This window comes from Carboxylicivirga longa (genome assembly GCF_050589825.1).
In the GTDB taxonomy this organism is placed as follows: domain Bacteria; phylum Bacteroidota; class Bacteroidia; order Bacteroidales; family Marinilabiliaceae; genus Carboxylicivirga; species Carboxylicivirga longa.
The window spans coordinates 1-3,021 of sequence record NZ_JBNGOZ010000047.1; the positions used below are offsets into that span (position 1 = coordinate 1).

The following is a 3,021-nucleotide window of genomic DNA, read 5'->3' on the forward strand; positions in this document are numbered from 1 at the left end:
GGTAAAAATATTAACGGCTCCACGGAAAAAGTGGCTTAAAAACTTGTTTTTAAATAGAGTATATAAGTGAGCCGACTCGTTTTGGTTAGTCCGCAGCTTCGGTCATAAGCGCCAAATCGTTGATTTGGCTTTTGAAATAAAAAAGATAAAAACAAATACAACGTTTTGGCTCGGTGAAGTTTGGAAGTGAAATGTGGTTAATGTTCACTTACGCTTCATAGCCTGACCGTTGGGCCGCATACTACCTAAACCTTACACCTAATGGAAACTAATGAAAAACTAAGAGAGCAAATATTTGAAATAATTAGTAATCAAATTAGTACAAATAGTCCTCCTGAAACAAAGACTACCTATGATAGATTGAGGTCACAAGGATTTGATGACTTTCAAACTAAACAAATGATTGGCCAATGTTTAGCAATTGAATTGTTTGAGGTTATCAAATTTAGGAAGCCATATAATAATGAGCGGTATATTAAGAATTTACTTCAACTGCCTAAAGAGCCGTTTGATTAGGTTCCAATAGAAAAGCAATTAAAATCTTTTCTATAGTTTTGTTTGCAATTGATGTTGCATATACTGACATATAGAATAACAAATGAAAAAAACACCCAAAAGAGATTATAGACTTCGATCTGCAAAAGTCTGGATTAAAAGTTATTCTGGTAAAAGCATTGTCAAAGGGTACTCAAAAAAATATTCTGTCGATAAGTTGTGTGCTATTAAAGAGTTAAGAATGTTAGACGTTGAAATATCGAAAGAATATGAAAAACAATTACGTCAATCATTAAAAGCAGATAAACAACATAAACTTTCGAATAAGCAGAAGCACGAAAATGAAATAGAAGATTTGTTAGAATTTGAAAGTGATGAGCATTTCGCAATGATAATGGGATATACAAGCGGTGGATTTGCTTATGGTATAACACATGAAGAAATGGATAAAATAAACCATGATGAATAAAAAATGTACGACGGCCCAACAAGCCATCATAAAGTAGCCCTGGCCTTTGTGAGCTTTGGGAGTTTGGCTCCCGCGCCAGCAATAGCATAAACAAGAAAGATAATATACCACACGCACCTCGGGCCACTTCATATGGCCGATCCGTTGGGCTTCATACAACAATGAGTAGAATGCAAACAGGATGGATTAAAGAAATGAAAGAAACAAAGAGACTCAAATTGAGTTTCTGGCAGCTTGCAACACATTATTCTGTAGCTGCATTCGTTTTGATTCCGACAATCTTCACTTTAGCCAATCTATTTGAGATACATGTCACAAAAACTTACAATGGAGTAAGAAGTGGTGAAGAATTAATTGAAACAACTATACCCTTTGTTGTTGTTGCGGTCTTATTCGTTATTATTCAATATCGTAGATTAAGACTGAAAAAATTTCAATTTGAATATACGGAAGATGAATTCAAGCAAGCAGTTGAAATTACAGCAAAGAAATTAGAATGGACTACTGTGAAAAACAACCATTCATTTCTTCGTGCTCATCGCGCTTGGAACTGGACAGGAAGTTGGGGAGAAATGATAACTATTATTAAAGTTAAAGATGGATTATTAGTTAATAGTATTTGTGATCCATCCTGTCGACCTTCAATTGCATCATTTGGTTGGAATAGAAAGAATATTAACACCTTTCTTAAAATTTTATCAGAAACAAAACAAGGAATTAACCATGAAGAAAGAGTAGAAATTCAAGAACGAGAATGGTCGTTAAAGAGAGTTGCTACTCGATTCGTAATGTATCCTCTTTGTATTGGATTTATTATTTTAGGACTTTATATGTTTACGAATCCGACTAATTGGAAAAGTCAAGGCGCTGCATTAGGAGCAATTAGCATATCGATTTTTTACCTGTACATTGACTTAAAATTAATTAGAAAGAAAAAAGTACGAAAGCCCAACAAACCGCAATAGTGCATAAGGGATTCAGAGAAATTTGGAAGGTTTGTAGCTTCGGCGAACAACGCCAAATCGTTGATTTGACTTTAAAACAAATGAAAAAATAAAACTCAACCCAACGCTTCGGCTCCCCGCAATTTGAAAGGTTAGTAAGGTCAAATTTCCCTTACGCACCATGCGGCAGGCCGTTAGGGGGCAATTAACACAAAACTTATTCAATAAAACAAAACTTACAAAAAAAATGAATTTCAAAGCTGTCTACTGGACATTAATTATGTCCTTTTTCTTTGCAAGTTGCGACAAGGAAGAGGATGCCTACCAATATGAGTACATTGACCTACATGAAATAGCGAATCTATTTGGCAATTCTCGTGAAGAAGTTCGCAATATGTATCAAGGTTTGTCGATTGATGATTATAATGACTTTTCTTCAAAGGATGAATTCTTAATTAAAACTAAAACAGGAAATTACATTCTTGATATTTATTATAAGATTGGTAATGAACAGGATGAGAATAATAGTGAATATGTAGTTGAACGAATTCATGGGAAATTGATATCGGAATCAAGTAGTAATTCAATTAGGGTCCTAAAGAACCTTATAAAAAACAATTTTCCTAACTACCCTGACGAAATAACAAAAAATAACGGATATGGTGGATTAGGAGGGGAAAAGGTTACCTATTCAAATTATGAAGAGTTATTTAATGCAATTACAGAAAATAGTGACGACTATGCTCTAATATGGATTGAAAGAGATATCTCTTATTATGTGTTCATAGACCAGAGTACCTTAGTTTTTAGTTTTATATCTGGAGAAGACTCTAATCAAAAATAAAAATCGCCCCCTAACACGCTGCTATAGCGCATTTCGGGATTCGTAGTATTTTGGAAAGTCTGTAGCTTCGGCAACAAGCGCCAAATCGCTGATTTGGCTTAAAAAGAAAAGTTAAAACAAATACACCGCTTTGGCTCAGCTCAATTTGGAGAGATTGTAAGGTTAAAATCCCTCACGACGCCATGCAGCCAACCGTTAGCTGCAACTTTGGATGCGCAAAACCTGCAAATCGATATAAAGCATTAACCGTGAATGCAAATCACATGGAT

4 protein-coding genes are annotated in these 3,021 nt (G+C 34.7%); all 4 read left to right on the forward strand.

Translation table 11 applies throughout. The features are described 5' to 3' along the window. The first annotated feature begins 261 nt into the window (after nt 1-261). Nucleotides 262-516 (forward strand): hypothetical protein, encoded by a 255-nt coding sequence (locus tag ACRD7A_RS18910; protein WP_430812957.1) that lies wholly within the window; start codon nt 262-264, stop codon nt 514-516. 82 nt (nt 517-598) lie between these two features. Continuing rightward, nucleotides 599-964 carry a hypothetical protein gene (locus ACRD7A_RS18915; RefSeq protein ID WP_430812956.1) on the forward strand — a complete coding sequence of 122 codons (366 nt, stop codon included), beginning with the start codon at nt 599-601 and terminating at the stop codon, nt 962-964. Between the two features lie 170 nt (nt 965-1,134). Next, nucleotides 1,135-1,929 carry a hypothetical protein gene (locus ACRD7A_RS18920; protein WP_430812955.1) on the forward strand — a complete coding sequence of 265 codons (795 nt, stop codon included), beginning with the start codon at nt 1,135-1,137 and terminating at the stop codon, nt 1,927-1,929. A gap of 226 nt (nt 1,930-2,155) precedes the next feature. Further along, nucleotides 2,156-2,752, forward strand: coding sequence for a hypothetical protein (locus tag ACRD7A_RS18925; protein ID WP_430812954.1), 597 nt, complete (start codon nt 2,156-2,158; stop codon nt 2,750-2,752). Nucleotides 2,753-3,021: the final 269 nt, after the last annotated feature.

Coding starts and splice junctions, on each gene's coding strand:
- ACRD7A_RS18925 (WP_430812954.1), top strand. CDS start 2,156: ATGAATTTCAAAGCTGTCTACTGGACATTAATTATGTCCTTTTTCTTT.
- ACRD7A_RS18915 (WP_430812956.1), top strand. CDS start 599: ATGAAAAAAACACCCAAAAGAGATTATAGACTTCGATCTGCAAAAGTC.
- ACRD7A_RS18920 (WP_430812955.1), top strand. CDS start 1,135: ATGCAAACAGGATGGATTAAAGAAATGAAAGAAACAAAGAGACTCAAA.
- ACRD7A_RS18910 (WP_430812957.1), top strand. CDS start 262: ATGGAAACTAATGAAAAACTAAGAGAGCAAATATTTGAAATAATTAGT.